Here is a 20,474-nt window from a genome sequence, read left to right as displayed (position 1 = left end):
CAATGAGTCGCCCCCTACTATATCTCGCCAATCGCAACACCGGAACCGCGATATATGCCGCAACCCGCGCAATTTTCAATTCGCCATACCCAGCGCTCTCGACACACTAGGTTGGCGCGCTAAGCTGTTTGCAAACTGAGTCGAAAAGGATGGCCAAATGGCGCTGACATATCTTCACACCATGGTCCGCGTGAAGGATCTGGAAAAATCCATGGCGTTTTATGAACTTCTGGGCCTGAAGGAGACACGCCGCTATGACAGTGAAGCCGGGCGCTTTTCACTGGTTTTCATGGCCCCTCCGGGACAAGAAGACGCTCCGATTGAACTGACCTACAATTGGGACGGTGATGACGACCTGCCCAGCGACAGCCGCCACTTCGGCCACCTCGCTTACGGCGTCGACAACATCTACGAAGTTTGCCGGCACCTTCAGGACAATGGTGTTACGATCAATCGACCTCCGCGTGACGGTCGTATGGCCTTTGTGCGATCGCCCGACAATATCTCGATCGAGCTTCTGCAAAACGGCGATGCTCTGGAGCCCAAGGAACCTTGGATTAGCATGGAAAGCGTCGGCCACTGGTGATCCGGTGGGTCATAACACTTGGGTTGGCCGTCCTGGCCAGCCCGATCAAGGCTGAACAATGTCGTCTGGCCCTTGCACTGGCGATGGACATTTCAGTTTCGGTCGATGAGGCCGAAGACTTGCTGCAACGGCAGGGACTGGCCGCCGCGCTGATCGCACCCGACGTGCAAGAGGCCTTTTTCTCTTCTCCCATGCCGGTTGCCTTAGCTGTTTACGAATGGAGCGGACGTTCCACGCAGCATGTCATTTTGAATTGGTTGCTGATCGAAGATATTTCTGACCTGCTTTTCGCATCCGGTCAGATAAGTGATTCAGTACGATCGGATACCGGATCCGCGACCGCCATGGGCTATGCCCTTGCCTTCGGGTCCGCCTTGATGAATCAAGCACCCGAGTGCTTGTTTCAAACAATTGATCTGTCCGGGGATGGCTCCAACAACGATGGCTACGGGCCGCAGATAGCCTATCGGCACTTCCCCTTTCAGGACGTTGTGGTGAATGGTCTCGTGATCAACGCGGCTGATTTTGAAGGCGAACTCTATCTGATTCCCTTCTTTGAAAACAATGTCTTGCATGGTCCTGGCGCCTTTTTGGAAGTCGCTCAGGGGTTCGAGGATTTTGAACGGGCCATGCGAAAAAAGCTGAAACGGGAGTTGAGCGGTATGCAGATTGGTGCGCTCGATGAAGACTCACAATAACTCCGCGTCTGTTTGCTGCTGTCACGGGTCCGTTCCCTGGACCGGCATTTGAGCAAGGCCGCCAAGCCTGTGCATCAGTGCAGGACGGTTTTGATTCCGTCCGATGCACAGCCCCAGTCAGTAGATGTATCTGATCTGGTCCGTCCAATACCGCTCCACGCGGCGCAGCGACGTGGTGATGTCTTCGATACCTTCCAACTCCAACACTCCTCTGCTTTGCAATCCTTCGGCGTGACGCGCAAACAGGTCGGATACTATGTTGCGGATTTCCCTGCCTGTTGGCGTCAGACGAACGCGAACAGAGCGGCGATCTATCTCGCATCTCTGGTGGTGCATATACCCCATCTCAACCAGTTTCTTGAGGTTGTAGCTGACATTGCTGCCCTGATAGTAGCCGCGGCTCTTCAGCTCACCCGCCGTCACTTCATGATCACCAATATTGAACAGCAGCAACGCCTGAACCGCGTTGATTTCCAGCACGCCAACGCGCTCGAATTCATCCTTGATGACGTCCAGCAGCAACCGGTGCAGCCGTTCCACCAGGGCCAGCGCCTCAAGATAGCTGGTCATGAACCCCTTGGCTCCCAGCCCAGAGACCTGCATTTCCATACTCATCCGACCCTCCGATTCAGTCGTGCTGTTTGAGGCACGATGACCTGAAAGTCCGAAAAATCGGTTAAGCTGGTATTTTCTTATTTCTGAAAGGTCTGCGCGATGCTTGAAACCAAACTGGCAAACTGCGCCGGTGGCCGCACCTGACCAGTGACCCATTGATAGAGGTCCTGATCGTTTTCGTGCAGCAGCGCATCAAAAACATCCAGCCCAGCCGCATCCATATCAGCCAGATTGCGATCTGCATAAGCGGACAGGATAATGTCCATTTCTTTAATCCCGCGCCGCATGGATCGCATTTTCATTCGCTTGATGCGTACGTCCCGGGGTTCACTCAATTCTTCTGCTCCAGCATCAGGCGCATTTTCTTTTCCAGCCGCGCCGCACGTTCGGCACAAACCCGCATCTCGCCCCGAATGGCGCGCAGTTCAGCCACGGCGGTTGACAGTTCCATACCGCCTTCGCCCTCTCCCACCGGGGCATCCATGCCTTCCCCCTCGCCGGTCAGCAGCCACATGATCGAGACGTTAACCAGACCCGCCATCATCGACAATCGGTTCGCGCGTGGCTCGGACAGATCGTTTTCCCAATCGGCAATCGTCGTCTTCTTGACACCAAGTCGACGCGCCAACTCGGCCTGGGTCATTCCGGCCGCTTCGCGAGCGCCAGCCAAACGGTCCCCGAATGTCGCAGAGTCCGGTCCATACCAGTCTTTTTCTTCATTCATTCGGGTCTCCAATTCACATTGTCCATACGGCTTGATCGTCATTCCGACGCACCCTATGACAGTCGGGTTGAACATACAAACCGAGGCCATCCATGAGTTTCCTGTCTGCGACACTGTCACGCGTCAAACCCTCGCCCACAATCGCTATGACAGCCAAGGCCGCCGAGTTGAAAGCCGCCGGGCGCGACGTTATTGGCCTGAGCGCGGGTGAGCCGGATTTCGACACACCTCAGAACATCAAAGACGCTGCTGTTGCAGCGATTGCAGCGGGAAAAACCAAATATACTGCTCCAGACGGCATTCCTGAACTGAAGCAGGCGGTTTGCGCCAAGATGAAGCGCGATCACGGGCTTGAGTACACGCCCGCGCAGATCTCGGTTGGAACGGGCGGCAAGCAAACGCTGTACAACGCCTTGATGGCAACAATGAATGACGGTGACAAGGTTATTATCCCCGCGCCTTATTGGGTAAGCTACCCCGACATGGTTTTGCTGGCAGGTGGAACGCCGGTTGTTGTTGAAACGACGCTGGCCAACAACTTCAAACTGACGGCAGAACAACTGGAAGCCGCAATCACCCCCAGGACGAAATGGTTCATCTTCAACTCGCCTTCCAACCCGACAGGCGCAGGGTACAGCCGGGACGAGCTCAAGGCCCTCACCGATGTTCTGATGCGCTATCCGCATATCTGGATCATGTCGGACGACATGTACGAACACCTGGCCTATGACGGCTTTGAATTCTGCACGCCTGCCGAGGTCGAGCCCGGCCTGTATGACAGGACGCTCACCTGCAACGGTGTTTCGAAAGCCTATGCCATGACAGGCTGGCGCATCGGTTATGCGGCCGGTCCGGTCGAACTCATCTCTGCGATGCGCAAGATCCAGTCGCAATCCACCTCGAACCCCTGCTCGATCAGCCAGTGGGCGGCGGTGGAAGCGCTGAACGGAACACAGGATTTTCTGGCCCCGAACAATGAAACGTTCAAACGCCGCCGTGATCTGGTGGTGCGCATGTTGGACGAGATTGACGGAATAACCTGCCCGAAACCCGAGGGTGCGTTTTATGTCTACCCCTCAATCACTGGGCTGATTGGCAAAACAACACCCGCGGGAACCGTCATCGAAAACGATGAAGCCTTTGCCACTGCCCTGTTGGAAGAGGCGGATGTCGCCGTCGTGTTTGGCGCGGCCTTTGGCCTGTCACCCAACTTCCGGGTCAGCTATGCTACGTCCGATGCAGCCCTGACCGAAGCCTGCGGTCGTATACAGCGCTTTTGTGCATCTCTGAGGTGAACATGTCTGCAGACCTTCCCGAATACTACTTTCGCATCCGTGAGAACGGGGCCGTCGTGTTTCGGATCGATACAGAAAACCGCCAACGCCGGATTGAGATGGATCAGATAGCCGTCGTCAACATCCGCAACGGCGAGGTCAAGCCGCACGGGCAACGGGCTTTGTCCGAACGGGATCAGGCAGAGATCGCCCAATGGATGGAAGAGCGCCGGGTTGTACTGGCCCAGCGCGACATTGACGATATTCACCGCGCTGTCGACTATCTGAATCTGACCACGCAATGGGCGCAGTCCAAGGCAAGCGATGAACAGCTTGAGGATGTGACCGACAGGTTGCTGATGGCGATGCACGATCTGCGCACAGTTCTGGTTCGGAAAAAGGCCGACCGCTTGAGCAAAGATTAAGCAGGCTCTGCCGGCGCCTGCATCTGCCGCACCGAATGCAACCAGAACCGGGCCATCAGCAGTACCGCCGCGAAGGCCAGACCAAGCACCAATCCCAGCCAGACACCGATGCCGTCCATCTGACGGACGAAGCCGAAATAATATGACGCCGGAATTCCCACTACCCAATAGCTGAGCGCCGCCATAACCATGGGAATCTTGGCATCCTGCAACCCGCGCAGCAGACCCAGCGCAATTACCTGAGCCCCGTCGACCAGTTGAAACAGTGCAGCCATGGCCAGTAATCCGGTCCCGATAGCCAGAATTTGTCCGCGCTGCGGATCATCGGCCTCCATGAACAGAGAAATCAGCGGCTCGGCGTATGTCAGGAACAGGATGACGGTCACAACGGACATGACCAGCGACATGCCCGTCACAGCAATTGCACCTTTTTCCAGATGCGCCTTGTCCCGGCGGCCCAACGCGTTGCCGGCCCGGATGGTGGCCGCATTGGACAGCCCCAGATGTACCATGAAGGTGGCCGACGCCAGATTCAGGGCAATCCCGTGCGCGGCCAGAGGGACCTGACCCAGCCAGCCCATCATTACGGCTGATGTTGCAAACAGCGACACCTCGGCCAGGGTGGTCAGACCAATGGGCACGCCCAGTTTCCATACGCTGATGAACATTTCCCAATCCGGCCGCCAGAAGCGTTGGAACAGGCTGTGTTCCGGCAGGGTCTGGACCACATAGAAAACAACCGCGACCAGTGAAACGACCTGCGTCGCGATCGACGCGATCGCTGCGCCCATCACGCCCAGTTCCGGGGCGCCCCAGTTGCCAAAGATCAGCGCATAGTTGGTAAACCCGTTCACAACCGCCGCCGCAACCGTGATCCACAGAACAATCTGCGTTCGCTCCAGAGCCGCAAGGTAGGATTTCAGCACCATCACGATAAGCGCCGGAAACAACCCCCAACCGGCAATGCGCAGATATTCTGACGCGGTTTCAGCAATATGCGGCTCTTGCTTCATGGCGATCAGGATCGGATAGGACCACCACAACAAAGGCATTACCACCGCAGCGTACAGCAGCGACAACCACAGCCCCATACGGGTCGAGCGGCGAATGCTGGTTTCGTCCCCTTCTGCCGCCGCGGTGGCGACCATTGGCATAACAGCCCAACCGAACCCCGCGCCAAACAAAAACAAAACGAAATAATAGCTGCTGGCCAAGGTAACGGCTGCCAGCGCCTCGACCCCGTACCAGCCCAGCATAATAGTGTCGGTCAGGCCGATGGCAAACTGCGCCAGATGGCCACCGACCAACGGCAGGCCAAGCACGGCAATCGCCCGAAAGTGGGCCGGATATGTCATCACTTTTGTCATTGCACCAGCCATATGCGCGGGCTTGGCGCGGGACAAGAGAAGATCACCAAAATTTCAATATGAGACTCCGGTGCCTACTCACACGGCAAGAGCAGGCACCGTGGCGGTTAACGGGCGTCCGGGTGCAATGCTGTACCCAAAATATGCTCGGACCGGTGGATGACGTGATGCGCCTGCCCCACGATCAACGGATCGGGTTCACCCACAGTGTCGTGATCCTTACCCGGGTAGTCCAGCGTCGACAGGAAATGCCGCATACAATTCAGGCGCGCGCGCTTCTTGTCATTCGACTTGATGATCGTCCACGGCGCATCAGCCGTATCGGTGTAAAAAAACATGGCCTCTTTCGCCTCGGTATAGTCATCCCACTTGCTGAGGCTCGCCTTGTCGATCGGCGACAGCTTCCACTGTTTCAGGGGATCAATCTCTCGACTTTTGAAGCGACGCTGCTGTTCTTCCTGCGTGACCGAGAACCAATATTTGTAGAGCTGGATGCCCGACCGCACCAGCATCCGTTCCAACTCCGGCGTCTGCCGCATGAACTCCAGATATTCGTTGGGAGAGCAAAAACCCATCACCCGCTCGACACCCGCGCGGTTGTACCAGGATCGGTCATAGAACACCATTTCGCCAACTGTTGGCAGTTCCTGAACATAGCGCTGATAATACCATTGCCCCTTTTCTTCCCAAGTGGGTTTATTCAAGGCAACGACCCGAGCCTGACGCGGATTTAGATGCTCCATGAACCGTTTTATCGTACCGCCCTTGCCAGCAGCATCGCGCCCTTCGAACAGCAGAACGAAGCGCTGCCCGGTTTCCTGAGCCCACAGCTGAACCTTCAGCAACTCTGCTTGCAATTTGGCCTTCTGTTCTTCGTACACCGACCGCGCCATCTTGCGACCATAGGGGTACTTGCCGCTTTCAAACGCCTGCCGGATCTTTTCCGGGCTGGGTTCTGCGACCTCTGCAACCGGGGTCGGCCCAGTCTTGGTCTGAGTTGAATCTACTTTGACCCGAGCAATGGCATCCATGAAATCTTTCCTTTTCTGTTGTCCCGAAAGGGAGCTAGCAGAAAGGCCAAGGATGCGCTTTGATTGGGGTCAAATTGATGCCTCAAAAACCCATGATTTCCACACCGGATCAGAGGTTCCGATACGGACACCGTATTTCAAGCTGCGACGCCAGTCGATTTGTTTCCGAACCGGCGCAAGCCTGATGCGCCAAAGCAGTTGACGTTGCAAAAATTCGCCGAGTTTAGAGACGCCCGAGCGGACCTTGCCTGAATCCTCAATAACATATTTTTAAGCCGGCCTCGGCCGACGTGGCCATGGCCAAAGCTGGCGCCCGTAAAGCGCACCGGATCTGCCGATACCCCTTGCTTCAGGCTTTATCGATGCCCCCAATCGTCAGGGTTGTCCGAGTTATTGGGCGACAAACCCAGCATGTCCCCCTCCGTTGAACATCCCAGCCCCAGAACTGTCCGGTTCGCATAGGAAAAGTAAGAACAGACCTGATTGATCTCAAGGATTTCTCCATCGTCCCACCCCGCGTCACGCAGAGCGGTCACATCCGCTTCGACTAGATCGTCCGGAGCCTCAGTCAACTTGCGTGCATAGGTCATCGCCGCCACTTGCGCTGCGTCCAACGGGGCGGCTGCCGGATCGCGCGCCTCAATCGCCGCCCGGATCGCATTTCCTCGCTCTTCATCGCCCAGCAAACGCTGCAAACCCGCGAAATGGTGTTCGACGCAATATCCACATCGGTTCAGAGAACTAACCCACACGCCCAGCATCTCGAGGAACCACTTCGGTATCTTGTTGCCCGAGTGATGCAGCACTGCCTTGTAGATCGCCATGTGGCCTTCCATCGAATGCGGCCGCAACGAATGCGCCATCATGATATTGTCCACATTGTTGTCCGGACCCGTGACGCGGTCGTAGAGTTTCTTCAGCCTGCCTGTGGCCTGCTCGAATGGGATTGTTCTGATCCAGCTCATTTGGCTTCCTGTTGACGTGATTGCCTGTTGTTCAGAGACTAGAAGCGCTTTGAGCCGGAGGCGAGACGAATTCGACAGTCTTTCGAAAAGAGCCCACCAACGGAGACTGCATTTCGAACGTCTGTCCGGTTTGCGAACCACCAACACTGCATACCCAATCAAAGCCGAGCAAGCATCAACACCGTTGAGACCATCGAGACATTGCTGAATAGTATCAATGCCAGAAGGTGCAAAACGCCTGCCACAGCGAATGCGGTCCGGTATTTCCCGGATGCTTTCACGCAATAGATCAGGTTCAAGGCGGCCAACACTGCTGCCCCCGCAACCGCCATGATCAAACGGGCTACGCAAGACCATCAAACCAAACCCAAGGATACTCCGTGAGTGTGGTAGAACCTTGGGACTCAGGTCAACTCTCGTCCTGGCGATGCGTAAAGCAGGCAGAAGAAACCGGTGGAAGGATTACAAATCCCGCAGGCGGATATCGCAAGCGACTGTTTTCAAGTGTCCTCAGCCGCCATCTGTTTGGCGGCCAGGTCAAATCGGGTTACACACCCTCAATCTCCATGGTACGGAATTCATTTTTCAGCCAATTGTGCCGGGCGCACATCGGTCTTGTGAAATGCTGACGTATCAATTTGCTCATGGCCTTCTGGATCAGCACCGATGTCGTTGCCGGGTATACTTCAGTTGTAAACAGCGACACTGTGCGAACGAAGTTGCTACCGGGAAATGGCATAGCCTTTACGCTGTTGTGAAACCTCTGCGTTCGGTGAAAACACGCGGCGGTCGTGATTGCCCACCCGCTGCCCTGCGCAACCAAGCCGATGATGGATTGATTACACTCCAGCTCAAACCGGTTGGGCAGGCTGTATTTGCTCCGGGTCAACTGCGTTTCGATCTGCTTGCCGATCACATAGTCACGCGAATACCTCAACAAAGGCAGGTTGGCATCTGGATTAAACAGCTCTTCAGGAGACCCTTCAAACTTGTTGGGAACCACGACGATGAAGGGGTCTCTCATCAAAGGGTATTCGATCAGCCCCTCAGTACGACCCAGTGGTCGAGTGGCGACGCCTACGTCAAGCTTGTGTTCCTGAAGTTTGGCAAGAATTTCGTGGCTGGGGCGTGTGAAATGGCGGAAATTGCAACGCGGCAGAGCCTGCGCCAGAAAACGAACAAGATCGGGCGCGATCTGATTGTCAAAATCATCGATCAAAGCCAGTCGCAGGTCCGTCGCATGCTGCCAGTTTCCCGTTCGAATTTCGGCCTCACCGCGCTTCAGCACAGTCAGACCCTCACGCACATAGCGAGCGAATACCTCGCCTGCCGGTGTCAGGCCCATGGGGCGGCGTCCGTGGTCAACCAATTCAATGCCCAACGCGCTTTCAAGGCTGCGCAGGTGGTTCGAAACTGTGCTGATCGACAAATCTGTTTCTGATGCGACTTGCTGAATCGATCCGGATTTGGCGATCAGCTGAAAAACTTCCAGCCATCGAAGACTCAGAGATTTGGACACGGCAACCGACCATTGTTTCGATTTGTTCGAAACTAGCGAAGCAAAGAATTGCCCCTTCGGCAATGGTGAAGTTGATAGAAAGGCTCGTTTCTAGGCTTTCATACGTGCAAAATCCGGATCGTATGGGCTTGGATTGATAACCGTCGCACCTATTCGTTTCCCGCAACTATCCAATTCCAATTCGCGGCCAACCTCCGCCAGGGACGGATGAACGAAGGCATGCGCCAGGTTCATTTCCGTGCGATGCCCCCATTCGCCGGACGTGACAGTACCAACGACAATATCATCCTGCATCAGAGAAGCCCCAGGATGCGCCGGACCGAGAGTTGACTCAATACGTAGAGGGACCAGCTTGCGCCGTGGTCCTTCTGACTTTCGTTTCAATAAGGCATCACGCCCCACGAAAGCGCCCTTGTCCAACCGGACGAACCGATCCAGACCGGTTTCAAAGGGATCAAATTCCGTGATCAGATCGGCTTTCCAATGCAAAAAACTCTTCTCCATGCGCATGGACTCGACAGCCCTGGCACCAAACAGTTTCAGCCCGTGCGTTTCGCCCGCCTCGCGCAAGGCAAGATAGGCCGCATAGAGCGAGGCGTTGGGAACATGGATTTCGTAGGCCAGTTCGCCCGAGAAACTGAGGTTCATAACCGTTGCAGAAGCAATACCAACAAAGCACTCGCGCACACTGAGCCAAGGGAACGCATCTGCCGACCAATCTCCTCTGGCGCAGGCTGACAAGACAGAACGCGACTTCGGGCCGGCCAGAACCAGAATGGTCTGATCGTTCGTCAGGCTGCGCAACTGAACGTCTTCATTGCTGCGCAGATGTTGCCGCAACCAATCCATGTCGTGAAATTCGCTCGCTGCGGCAGAGCCATACCAAACGCGGGCCGGTCCCCGGTCGCTGGCGGGCAGATTGGCAATCGTCGCTTCTGCCTTGATCATACCGTGGTCGTTCAACAGGTATCCCAACCCGACACGCCCGTCACGCCGAGAGACAAATCCACAAAACAACCGGTCCAGGAATGCGTGCCTGTCGGATCCTGTGATCTCGATGCGGTTGAACCCGTTGACCTCTGCAAGCCCGACGCCGGTTCGAATGCTTTCGACTTCGGCAGCTACCAAGTCGAAGGTTTCGTCAAAATCGAAACCAAGCTTCGACGAAAATCCGGGATCGGGTTTGATAAAATCCACCCTCTCCCACCCGTTGACCACAGTGAACTCGGCTCCTTCGGATGCCAGAACAGGCGTCAGAGGGGTCGTCTTGGCGGGTCGGCCCGCAGGGCGATGTTCATGCGGAAAGTGGAACCTGAATTCGTTCTGATAATCTTCAATCGCCTTTAGTGCCGTGAGTTCCACATTTGCATGTCCGGCGAACCTTCGGGGATCGAGGCACCACGTGTCATAACATGCCTCGCCATGCACGATCTGCTGTGCCAGCAACCATCCGTGACCGCCACCTTCACCCAGCCCGGCCCGCAGGCCAATGATACAAAACGCATTGCGTTTTCCCGGGATTGGACCGACCAGAGGCGCCCCGTCAATTGTGTAGGTGATTGGCCCGTTGACCACGGTGTGAATACCAACCTCCATCAAGGCAGGCATGCGCGCGAAGGCCCCTTCCAGCACATCGGTCACACGGTCCAGATCATCCGGGCACAAAGCGTTCACGAAGTTCGGATCAATACCGTCCATACCCCAGGTCTTGCATCCCTGCTCGTAGAACCCGAGTAGCAGCCCGTTCTTTTCCTGTCGGCAATAATAGTCGCTGATCGGGCAGCGCAGCAGCGGCATCCGATGACCGGCATCCCGGATAGCCTCGATTTCTTCGGTCAGGAAATACTGATGTTCCATGGACGACACAGGATGATGTACACCCATCATGGCGCCGACTTCGTTGACCCTGTAGCCGCAGGCGTTGACGACGACATCACAGTCGATATCCCCGTGCTCGGTATGCACGGTCCAGGTGTCATCGCTGTGCTGTGTCAGCGCGGTCACCGGCGTATTTCGATACACCTCGGCACCCGCCTTGCGTGCCCGGCGCGCAAGGGCCTGGCACAATTGCGCTGGATCGATGTCGCCGTCCAACGGATCCCAAAGCCCGCCGATGAGATTATCGGTCGAAATCAACGGGTGTCGCCGGGCACATTCATCCGCGTCGATCACTTCGAAATGCACGTCCATCCCCCGCGCCATCGACGCGAAGTGACGATAGCCTTGCATCTGTCCTTCAGTATTCGCCAGACGTATCCCACCGTCGGCGTGGTGATAGTTGATAGGGTAATCCGGATCGTCGGCCAGTTCCTTGTACAGATGAATCGAATGAGATTTCAGACCGACCATCGTCTGGTTCATGCCAAAATTTGTTACCTGCGCGGCCGAATGCCATGTCGTGCCCGAGGTCAGTTCATTCCGTTCGACCAAAACCACATCTGTCCACCCTTCCTGGGTCAGGTGGTAGAGCGTCGAACACCCGGCGATCCCGCCCCCTATCACAACGGCTCTGGTACGCGACTTCATGGCACTGCTCCTTCATTTTCGGCACCAGTCTTGCTGAATAACGGGATGGGCAGACAACAGGGCAATTGCGGGTGCCGGAAAATCGAAACCGCGATTTCGGATTCTGAAAACGGCACTTCTTCTTTGATACCAGGACAAGTTGGGTCCTACGGTGCGGGAAAACGCAAGGTAACGTAAACGAATGCCATCGGAGAGCGTCAAAAGAAGCGGTCGAAAGGCACGGCACGCACAGCGTGCGGCCAAGCCCGTTTTTGATCCTTGCCCGCCCGGTCAGAAAGGCGGGACATTCAGGCCCTTAAGCATTTCGGAAATTGAGAAAATTTACGACACCGCGCTGCGTCTGCTGGAAGAGTTGGGGATGGGAGATGTTCCGGAAAGGCTGGCCATCGACCTCAGGGCAGCGGGGGCTCAGGACCGGGAACAGAACCGGCTGGTTTTTCCCCGTTCCATGGTCAAACAGGCCATCACCTCGGCCGCGAAGACGTTCACCTTCCACGGCCGGGATGAAAACCGGTCCATCGAGGTGGGTGGCGACCGCGTGTATTTTGGCACCGGCGGTGCTGCGGTTCAGACACTTGATATGAACAGTGGGCTTTATCGCCCGTCCACATTGGCCGATCTACATGACTTCACCCGGCTACAGGACACGCTGGCCAATGTCAGTTGGTTCACCCGGTGCTGCGTGGCGACCGACGTCCCCGATGTGTTCGATCTGGACGTCAACACCGTTTACGCTTTGGTACGCAACACAACCAAGCCAATGGCAACGTCTTTCACGTTGGCGGAACATGTCGGCCCGATCGTCGAGATGCTGGACATCGTCGCCGGAGGGGCTGGGGAATTCGCCAAACGCCCCTTCCTCAAAGCGCATATAAGTCCGATCATTTCACCAATGCGATACGGCGAGGATGCCGTGGATGTGGTTTATGAATGCATCGCCCATAACATACCGATGTCCTGCATCACGGCCGCGCAGGCGGGCGCAACTGCCCCGGCAACTCTGGCCGGATTTCTGGCGCAATCACTGGCCGAAACGCTGGCCAGTCTCGTGATGATCAACACGATCAAACCCGGCTTTCCAATGATCTTTTCCAACTGGCCCTTTATCGTGGATCTCAGGACCGGCTCTTTCGCAGGGGGCAGCGGAGAGACTGCGATCCTGAATGCGGCGTCAGCGCAAATCACGAACTGGCTGGGCTTGCCATCAGGTGTGGCCGCTTCGATGGCCGATGCCAAGGCCATCGACGCCCAACATGGCGCTGAAAAAGGCATCACATCGCTGGCGGCAGCGCTGGCAGGAGGCAATCTGATTTATGAAAGCTCGGGGATGACGGCATCTCTGCTCGGGGTCAGCTTCGAGGCCTTTGTTCTGGACAACGAAATGCACTCGCACACATATCGCGTCTTGCGCGGGATCGAGGTCACTGAAGCGAACCTTGGCTTTGACGCCATATGCCAATCGGTTCTGGGCGAGGGGCACTTTCTGGGCAGCGAGCAAACCTATGAAGCCATGGAACGAGATTACTTCTATCCGAAGCTCGCCGATCGTCAGGAGCCCCGCACGTGGCAAACAGACGGTGCACTGGATGCGTGGTCATCCGCGCGGCAAGTCGCTCAAGAGGTGTTAAGCACGCATCACCCTGAGTATCTCACCTCAGAGCAAGACGCCGAAATACGCCGACGTTTTCGTATCCTGCCCTGAATGATGGCGGGCATTCCCAGCACGATGCCGAACCGTTAGGGTCACTGAAGAAACTTACAAAGGATGGGGAATCATGGCCGATTCATTTTTTCAACCGGTATCAGCCATGGAACTCGCCCGATTTGCCGGCATCCCCGCGTTCATGCGCCTGCCTATTCTGCACATGGAACACGAACGGATCACGGACGTCGAACTGGGCATAGTGGGTATTCCCTGGGACGGCGGAACCACAAATCGGCCCGGCGCACGACATGGCCCACGGCAACTGAGGGACAATTCCACGATGATCAGGGCGATGAACCCGGTTACGGGTGTAGCACCATTTTCAATGGTGAACTGCGCGGATCTTGGAGACGTTGCCCCCAATCCTGTCGACATAGAAGACACGCTGGACCGGGTTACGCGTTTCTACACTGATCTTCGAACCCGCAACATCACACCATTGACGGCCGGAGGGGATCACCTGACCACCCTGCCTGTCCTGCGGGCTCTGGCCGCTTCTGGTCCGGTTGGCCTGATCCAGTTCGACAGTCACACGGACTTGTTCGACACCTATTTCGGAGGTCACAAGTTCACCCACGGCACCCCGTTCCGCCGCGCTGTCGAGGAAGGGTTGGTGGACCCCAAGCGTTTTGTACAAATCGGAATCCGTGGCACGGCCTACAACACTGAAGATATCGAATGGGGAGAGGCACAGGGCATCCGCATTATCCGTATCGAAGAACTGTTCGACCGGGGCATAGACGACGTCATGAACGAAGTGCGCGAGATCGTTGGCATGCAGCCGACCTACTGCACCTATGACATCGACTTTGTTGATCCAACTTACGCCCCCGGTACAGGAACACCTGAAATCGGCGGGCCCAACAGCTTTCAGGCCCAGCAGGTCATTCGCAAGATGTCCGGTCTGAACCTTGTCGGCGCCGATCTTGTCGAAGTGTCACCGCCATTCGACCCCGACGGTGGAACGGCGTGGCTTGGCATCTCGCTGATGTTCGAGTTGCTTTGCGTTCTGGCACAGGCGATCGACGCGCGGCACTAGACCCGCGCGACATTCTCGGCGATCATCGAAATCATCTCGAACATCACCGCTGCGGCTGTCAGCGCGGTGATGTTGTTGGGGCTGTCCTTGGTCGGCATCATGCAGACCACGTCGCCGCCGACGATGTTCAAACCGCGCGCCGCGCGCAGGATGCCGACCACCTCATCGATGTCAAAGCCCTTCTCACCAGGTTCCAGATTAGACACGGCCGGCGCGACGGTTGGGTCAAGACAGTCCAGATCGAAGGTGATGTAAACCGGGCGGTCGCCCAAAACCTCTTTGGTCTGCGCTACGACGTCCTGTAATCCGCGCTGTCGGAACTCGCGCATGGTGACGATGTTGTAGCCGTAATCGTACGACGGCTGCAGCCAGTCCAGACTGCGTGGATGGCCGCGCAACCCTATCTGCATAGAACGGGTTGGATCCACCTGCCCCTGATCGGCCAGATAGGCCCCCCAGTGGGCCGCAGATTTCTTTGCCCCCAGAAAGTGATCAACCTTGGTGAAGACATCCGTATGCGCGTCCAGATGAAGAAAGCTGACCGGCTGTCCGCCAGCAAGTTTGCCGCCACCCAGGGCCTGCACAATTCCACCGGTGATGGAATGGTCGCCTCCGATGGAAACGGGGCGCGCTCCGGCGGTGTCTATGTTCTTGTAGAATTCAGTGATGCGTTCGATGCAATCTTCATTGTCGTTGGCCTTTGGAAACGGCACATCACCAACATCGGCGATCCGCGCGCTCTGCCAGGGATCAATTTCAAAAACCGAATGCACCCTGCGTTGCACGGCCGAGACATGCCGCAACGCACGAGGCCCCAAGTGCTGGTCCCTTTCGGTCGTGCCGTTGCCAGTTGAGTGTGGCACACCTGCCAGCGCGATATCCTGCCCTTCTGGCCCGACATTGGGACAACGGAACAATGTAGGCACGCCCCACCAATACAGGTTGTCCATCATCGACTGTTCATACGGATCTGTCATGGTTTCCCCGGATCAAAGAAAAGCGCCCCCGATCGGAACCGGGGGCGCCTGCGTTCAGAGTTTTTCGTCTTCTCGCCGGAACGCGCCCTGCACGATCCGGTCCATGACCATGGCAAGGAACAGGATCGCAAAGCCACCCAGCAGGCCCGGCCCCTTGGCGGCGTATTGCAGCGCCTCAAGGATTTCCTTGCCCAGGCCGCCCCCGCCGATCAGCGAGATGATCACGACCATGGACAGGCACATCAGGATTGTCTGGTTTACACCCGTCATGATCGATGGCAGCGCCAGAGGGATTTCAACATCCTTCAACAGTTGCCATTTCGACGCGCCAAAGGCGACGGCAGCCTCTTTGATGCTTTCCGGAACCCCTTGCATGCCCAGCGCCGTCAGTCGGATGACCGGCGGCATACCGAAGATGATGGTGGCCAGAATTCCCGGCGGATTGCCGGTGCCAAAGAAGGCGATGATCGGGATAAGGTAAACAAAGGCGGGAAGCGTCTGCATCAAATCCAGAACCGGTTCCGCCGCGCGATATGCGCGCTGCGACTTGCCGAACCAGATACCCAGCGGAATGCCGAAAACCACGCAAAGTAGCACCGCCGCACCGACCAGAGCAACCGTTTCCATCGCCACGTCCCAATACCCCAGCAACGCGATATAGGCCAAGGAAGATGCGGTGAAGATGGCAACCCTTGGTCCCGCCGCACGCCAGGCTGTCACACAGATGACCAACATGACCACCGGCCAGGGTGACCCGATCAGTGCAATTGTCAGCGCATCAAGCACCGACCGGACACCCGCCACGATCCCGTCGAATACGTCGCCACCCGCTGCTGCTGCTGCATCAATCCTGGCCTCCATCCAGCTCGCCAGGGTCGAGAACAGTGTGCCGTTCCCTTCACCAAGTATGATCGCGGACACTTGCTGTTCGGGGAATGCGTCCAACAATGGAAGGGATGCGTTCACGGTGAACTTGTAAACAATCAAAGGTCCGATTGCAGCGACTAGGATCGCACCCATGACGATGTTACGGGTCGAACGCCCGCTTTCCGTGCTGTCCGGATCGATGCGCCAGTTAGAATACTGTTTTTCGTAAACGCGGTCGGCGTAGAACCCTTGAACCACCTTGAAGACCAGCAACATCAACAACCCGGTAATCAGGATGCCTGCCGCCTCGGACTGGGCGGCGGTAGCCCTCTCCAGACTTGTGGCCGCTGCTTTTTGTATGTTCTCGGCCAGTTTGGTGAAACGGTCGATATCGGCCTGTTCCGTGGCATCCGCTGCGCGCGCCAACAGCTCGGCTGCGCGTTCCTGCTGACGCGCGGCGCGCTCGGCGAAATCCGCGCCGGGATTGCCCCACGCGCCCCTGCCGATTTGGACCCACGCGATGATCTCAAGGATCAGAAAGGTCCAGAACATGCCCCAAACGGCGCGTGAAGCAGACCAGAATGGCCCCAGAACGGCGGCCCACTTATTGAACGTGTTGGGAATTGCGCTGGTCGCATCATGAATTTTGTGGAACACGTTGACGTAGTAGTCTCCGTTCGGACCAGCGAACTCCTTGATGGAAAGATCCAGGGCCTCGCGATCGACCTCGATATCAGAGGCGGCCGTTACTTTCATCTCTGTTGCAGCATCAGTCATTTTTGCCCCCCTGGATACCACGCAACAAGCGTGGCTTGGTCACGACGCCCACATCAACGCCCGTATCCGTGATGACGACCGGCAAATCAGAATTCACGGCCAGGTCGATCAGTTGATCCAGATCCGCGCCCTCGTCCGCTCGGGGCGCACCGTCGAGTGGCCCTGAATAACTGTCCAACGGCTCCATGATGGAATGCGCTTTGACCAATTTGAGTTTTGAAATGCCCTGAACGAATTCCCGCACGTAATCGTCGGACGGGTTCATGACGATGTCTTCGGGTGTTCCGATCTGCACGATAACGCCGTCCTTCATGATCGCAATCCGGTGGCCAATTCGAATGGCTTCATCCAGATCGTGGGTGATGAACAATGTGGTCTTCTTCAACTGTGCCACAAGTGCTTTGAACTGGTCCTGCAATTGCAGACGGATCAGCGGATCAAGGGCAGAGAAAGGTTCATCCATCAAAAGGATTTCCGGGTCCGAAGCCAGCGCCCGCGCGATCCCCACGCGTTGCTGCATCCCGCCCGAAAGCTCCTTGGGTAGTCGATCCTCATAACCTGTCAGATTCACCAGGCTCAATGCGTGATCCGAGACAGCCCAGCGTTTGGACTTGGAAACCTTTCGGATCTCCAAAGGATAGGCCACGTTATCACGCACTGAACGATGCGGCATCAGCGCCATGTGCTGAAAGACCATACCAATTTGCTGGGCGCGAATGCGGCGCAACTCGGATTCCGACAGCTTCGATACATCGTGACCCAGAATTTCGATCCGACCTGCCGTAGGTTCGATCAACCGGTTCACGTGTCGCACCAATGTGGACTTGCCCGAGCCGGACAGCCCCATGATACAGAAAATCTCACCCCTCGGCACTTCGAACGTGGCGCCCTGAACGCCGACAACACAGTTGAACCGCTCCAGAACTTCCGGCTTGCCTATGCCTTCGTTTCTGACCGCTTCCATTGCCTCTTCAGCACGCGAGCCAAAGATCTTCCAAACGTTTTCTAGTTTTACGACAGGTTCGTCCATTTTTCCCCCACAGGGCGATGCCCTGCCCGACAGAAAAAGGCCGCCACGGTTTTTCGCGACGGCCCAATGAGTGGTGATTTAGTTAGTCAGCCAGCCGATGACGGTGTCCTCATTCGCAGCCACCCATTCCTTGGCGAACTCAGCGGCTTCGACGTTATCGACCGCCAGCGCCTTACCCATCGCGCTCAGATCGTCTCCTGTCATCTGGTAGTTGCTGAACAGGGCAGCCACTTCGGGATAGGTTTCTTCCAGTTCCTTGGCGTAGTGCAAGTGAAGCGTTGCCCCGTTCCAGGCCGAGGACGCCTCGGACTTGGACAGCCAATCCGGATCATCCGTGGGCTGAACGATTGTCCAAGTGGCCGGATCGTGGGGCGGTTCTTCCAGAACCGTCAGGTCCTGTGTCACGAAGATATAGTGGGGGCTGTAACAAAACCCGATCCACGGGTCGCCCGCCTTTGTCGCGTTCGCCAAATTGGCATAGGCAATGGTTTCCTCGTATTCCGTCAGATCGAAGATCTGGTCATAGCCATAGGACTTGGCCCGGATCTTCTCGACAACGGTCGAAGCCCAACCCGGCGCACCGATCCATACCTCAGGTGTTCCGTTACCATCAGTATCAAAGATCGCAACCTTGTCGGGGTCGCTCAGATCATCGATCGATTTGATGTCATATTGTTCCGCGATGTAGGTCGGCACGCACATACCCTGCTCGGCCTGAACCGGGTTTTGGTTCATGACAACGGTGCCGTTTTCCTTGACATAGGTATCATGCAGGTTCTGCTGGTTGGGCATCCACACTTCCGGGTGGACTTGCATTGAACCGCTGTCCATTGCTTCAAATACAATCGGGTTGGTGCCGTTTTGCAATTCCACATCCAGGCCGAGGTTTTCTTCGATCACGACTTCAAGAATATGTGCCGTCGCGTTCACCGAGGCCCAGTTGGGCACACCGATTACAATATCCGCGGCCATGACCGGCCCGGCAATCGCAAAGGACGTGCCTCCTAGTAGCGTTGCTGTTTTTTTCATCTGATATCTCCGTGTTGAATAGTTTCCGCGCTTGTTTTTCTCGCCCATACGGGCGGTAATGCGCTCTGGTTCAGGTCTGGAAAGGCCGTGCCTTTCGGGTTTTTGGGGCCAGCAAAATCACAGGCTTACATGGCTCCAAAAGTGAAGCATGTGGATGCGTTGCCCTTCAAGAGATACGTTTTTTTACCTTTTGAATGCGGAATTATCGCAAGTTAGTTTCGACTTAATGCGATTCAGTGAGGTGCGTCCGACATCTCCGAAACCGGAAGTGCCCACAGGTATAATGAGCGCTAAAATCGCTCGGGCAGACAGCGCAACCAGTCTCAACACGGTCGGGCAGCTTGCCCTTTTGGTACGCAAAGCCCCCTTTCGGCAAACACTGATTGCGTCTGGCTCTTTGAGTTGCGCGCGCTCTTTCCGTAAAGGCGGCGTGGAACCTCCTCTCATTTTTTGCCCACCCACCCACTTCAACGAAGTCCTTCTGACCAGACTCAGTTCAACTCTCTGTGAAAAGTGGTGCCTAACCAAACTTTGAAGCTGGCTTTCATCTACCTACTAGTAGATAGTTTTCATGTCGTAACCATCAAAGAGAACTGACCCAATGGAAATCAATTCGGACTTCTCTGACCGCGTCGTCGTTCACTCAGACCAGCTTGCGTGGCAGGCCTCTCCCATGAAGGGGGTGGATCGCAGGATGCTGGATCGGATCGGAGGCGAGGTCGCCCGGGCCACCACTATCGTGCGTTATGCGCCAGGCAGTCATTTCTCTGCACACACCCATACTGGCGGTGAGGAATTCATTGTCCTTGACGGTGTATTTCAGGATGAACATGGCGATTATCCTGCGGGGACTTATGTCCGCAATCCGCCCACCACGCAACACACTCCGGGTTCGGAACCGGGCTGCACGATCTTCGTCAAGCTCTGGCAGTTCGACATGGACGATCGCAACCAGTTTCGCAAAAGCATGGTGGATGAGCTGGGCGCGCCCAGAGACGGTGTCGCCACCGCAGTTTTGCATATGGATGAGCGCGAGGTCGTGACCTACAGCCATCTTGACGCGGGTGCGACCCTGAGATCGGACGCATCTGGCGGGATCGAGCTGCTGATCATCGACGGGTCAATCACCGAAGGCGGGGATGAACTGGTCAAAAACGATTGGCTGCGCCTGCCTGACGGTAAAAGCCTGACGGCAGTTGCGGGGCCGGACGGGGCCAGGATCTGGATGAAGACAGGCCACCTGCCTTTTGCGCGACCGCCGGCGGCGTAACCGATGGGTGAACTAACATCCCTGGCGCAACAACCCCGGTCAAGCCGGGC

Annotated in this window: 19 protein-coding genes; 7 read left to right on the top strand and 12 right to left on the bottom strand. The window is 56.5% G+C overall.

Annotated features, from left to right (window positions below; genetic code table 11):
* Positions 1-157 precede the first annotated feature (157 nt).
* Both D1823_RS02800 and D1823_RS02795 read left to right on the top strand, forming a co-directional pair.
* The gene (locus tag D1823_RS02800; protein ID WP_117868519.1) at positions 158-586 is read left to right on the top strand and encodes a VOC family protein; all 429 of its coding nucleotides are present in this window, start codon (positions 158-160) and stop codon (positions 584-586) included.
* Positions 583-1,284, top strand: coding sequence for a DUF1194 domain-containing protein (locus D1823_RS02795; protein ID WP_117868518.1), 702 nt, complete (start codon positions 583-585; stop codon positions 1,282-1,284). The genes D1823_RS02800 and D1823_RS02795 overlap by 4 nt, the downstream gene beginning before the upstream one ends.
* Positions 1,285-1,401: 117 nt before the next feature.
* Here the strand turns inward: D1823_RS02795 and D1823_RS02790 are convergent, their stop codons facing one another.
* The 3 genes from D1823_RS02790 to D1823_RS02780 form a co-directional block, all read right to left on the bottom strand.
* A complete protein-coding gene (locus D1823_RS02790) occupies positions 1,402-1,899 on the bottom strand; it encodes a MarR family winged helix-turn-helix transcriptional regulator (RefSeq protein ID WP_205511901.1) in 498 nt (165 codons plus the stop codon).
* A 77-nt stretch (positions 1,900-1,976) separates the two neighbouring features.
* The gene (locus D1823_RS02785; protein ID WP_117868517.1) at positions 1,977-2,201 is read right to left on the bottom strand and encodes a succinate dehydrogenase assembly factor 2; all 225 of its coding nucleotides are present in this window, start codon (positions 2,199-2,201) and stop codon (positions 1,977-1,979) included.
* Between the two features lie 29 nt (positions 2,202-2,230).
* Positions 2,231-2,623, bottom strand: coding sequence for a helix-turn-helix domain-containing protein (locus D1823_RS02780; protein ID WP_117872654.1), 393 nt, complete (start codon positions 2,621-2,623; stop codon positions 2,231-2,233).
* A gap of 92 nt (positions 2,624-2,715) precedes the next feature.
* Between D1823_RS02780 and D1823_RS02775 the strand changes: the two genes are divergently transcribed.
* Positions 2,716-3,918, top strand: coding sequence for a pyridoxal phosphate-dependent aminotransferase (locus tag D1823_RS02775; protein WP_117868516.1), 1,203 nt, complete (start codon positions 2,716-2,718; stop codon positions 3,916-3,918).
* 2 nt (positions 3,919-3,920) lie between these two features.
* Positions 3,921-4,322, top strand: a complete 402-nt coding sequence (locus tag D1823_RS02770) for a hypothetical protein (protein WP_117868515.1) — start codon at positions 3,921-3,923, stop codon at positions 4,320-4,322.
* Here D1823_RS02770 and D1823_RS02765 read toward each other — a convergent pair.
* The 5 genes from D1823_RS02765 to D1823_RS02745 all read right to left on the bottom strand — a co-directional run bounded on the left by D1823_RS02765 (position 4,319) and on the right by D1823_RS02745 (position 11,730).
* Positions 4,319-5,677, bottom strand: a complete 1,359-nt coding sequence (locus D1823_RS02765) for an MATE family efflux transporter (protein ID WP_371415294.1) — start codon at positions 5,675-5,677, stop codon at positions 4,319-4,321. The two genes, D1823_RS02770 and D1823_RS02765, sit on opposite strands and share 4 nt — an antisense overlap.
* 119 nt (positions 5,678-5,796) lie before the next feature.
* Positions 5,797-6,720, bottom strand: a complete 924-nt coding sequence (gene ppk2 / locus D1823_RS02760; protein WP_117868514.1) for a polyphosphate kinase 2 — start codon at positions 6,718-6,720, stop codon at positions 5,797-5,799.
* 356 nt (positions 6,721-7,076) lie between these two features.
* Positions 7,077-7,685, bottom strand: coding sequence for a carboxymuconolactone decarboxylase family protein (locus D1823_RS02755; RefSeq protein WP_117868513.1), 609 nt, complete (start codon positions 7,683-7,685; stop codon positions 7,077-7,079).
* 547 nt (positions 7,686-8,232) lie between these two features.
* A complete protein-coding gene (locus tag D1823_RS02750) occupies positions 8,233-9,204 on the bottom strand; it encodes a LysR family transcriptional regulator (RefSeq protein ID WP_117872650.1) in 972 nt (323 codons plus the stop codon).
* A 90-nt stretch (positions 9,205-9,294) separates the two neighbouring features.
* Positions 9,295-11,730 (bottom strand): FAD-dependent oxidoreductase, encoded by a 2,436-nt coding sequence (locus D1823_RS02745; protein WP_117868512.1) that lies wholly within the window; start codon positions 11,728-11,730, stop codon positions 9,295-9,297.
* A gap of 181 nt (positions 11,731-11,911) precedes the next feature.
* On the opposite strand from D1823_RS02745, the gene D1823_RS02740 reads away from it, so the two are divergent.
* A complete protein-coding gene (locus D1823_RS02740; protein ID WP_117868511.1) occupies positions 11,912-13,432 on the top strand; it encodes a trimethylamine methyltransferase family protein in 1,521 nt (506 codons plus the stop codon).
* 73 nt (positions 13,433-13,505) lie between these two features.
* The gene (locus D1823_RS02735) at positions 13,506-14,474 is read left to right on the top strand and encodes an agmatinase (RefSeq protein WP_117868510.1); all 969 of its coding nucleotides are present in this window, start codon (positions 13,506-13,508) and stop codon (positions 14,472-14,474) included.
* Here D1823_RS02735 and D1823_RS02730 read toward each other — a convergent pair.
* From D1823_RS02730 to D1823_RS02715, 4 genes are all read right to left on the bottom strand, one after another.
* Positions 14,471-15,451, bottom strand: a complete 981-nt coding sequence (locus D1823_RS02730) for an arginase family protein (protein ID WP_117868509.1) — start codon at positions 15,449-15,451, stop codon at positions 14,471-14,473. The two genes, D1823_RS02735 and D1823_RS02730, sit on opposite strands and share 4 nt — an antisense overlap.
* Positions 15,452-15,505: 54 nt before the next feature.
* Positions 15,506-17,095, bottom strand: coding sequence for a proline/glycine betaine ABC transporter permease (locus tag D1823_RS02725; protein ID WP_117868508.1), 1,590 nt, complete (start codon positions 17,093-17,095; stop codon positions 15,506-15,508).
* On the bottom strand, positions 17,088-18,125 hold the full coding sequence (locus D1823_RS02720; protein WP_117868507.1) for a glycine betaine/L-proline ABC transporter ATP-binding protein: 1,038 nt from the start codon (positions 18,123-18,125) through the stop codon (positions 17,088-17,090). Before D1823_RS02720 ends, D1823_RS02725 begins: the two co-directional genes overlap by 8 nt.
* Positions 18,126-18,203: 78 nt before the next feature.
* Positions 18,204-19,154, bottom strand: coding sequence for a glycine betaine ABC transporter substrate-binding protein (locus tag D1823_RS02715; protein WP_254683780.1), 951 nt, complete (start codon positions 19,152-19,154; stop codon positions 18,204-18,206).
* 601 nt (positions 19,155-19,755) lie between these two features.
* On the opposite strand from D1823_RS02715, the gene D1823_RS02710 reads away from it, so the two are divergent.
* Entirely contained in the window at positions 19,756-20,424 is a 669-nt protein-coding gene (locus D1823_RS02710) for a cupin domain-containing protein (protein WP_117868506.1), read from the top strand.
* The last annotated feature ends 50 nt before the right edge of the window (positions 20,425-20,474 follow it).

The organism is Ruegeria sp. AD91A (assembly GCF_003443535.1).
Taxonomy (GTDB): Bacteria; Pseudomonadota; Alphaproteobacteria; order Rhodobacterales; family Rhodobacteraceae; genus Ruegeria.
This window is presented reverse-complemented; position numbering and strand designations above follow the sequence as displayed.